1 protein-coding gene is annotated in these 293 nt (G+C 51.5%); it reads left to right on the forward strand.

Annotation, left to right across the window (positions count from 1 at the left end; all coding sequences use genetic code 11):
- Positions 1-293, forward strand: a 293-nt coding sequence (locus IV91_RS0113405) for a tyrosine-type recombinase/integrase (protein WP_031599287.1), incomplete at both ends; no start/stop codon positions are given.

The raw sequence follows: 293 nt of genomic DNA on the forward strand, positions 1-293 counted from the left end.
TATGCTCAAATTCATCGTGCCGATGCTGATCCTGACCGGTGCCAGAAAACGCGAGGTGCTGGATGCAAAGTGGGAAGACTTTGATATAGTACGGAAGCAATGGCGGATACCGGTAACGAAAACAGGCAGGCCACGGCATGTACCATTGTCGGAAGGGGTACTGCAACTACTGGATTCCATACCGCACGATGAATGCCCCTGGGTATTTGCCAACCCAAAGACCCACAAGCCTTTTGTATCGATTTTTACCGGGTGGAATTCTGCTCGCAAACGTGCCGGACTGGCTGAAGTTC

Origin of the sequence: Ferrovum myxofaciens, assembly GCF_000735045.1 — a bacterium.
Lineage (GTDB): Bacteria > Pseudomonadota > Gammaproteobacteria > Burkholderiales > Ferrovaceae > Ferrovum > Ferrovum myxofaciens.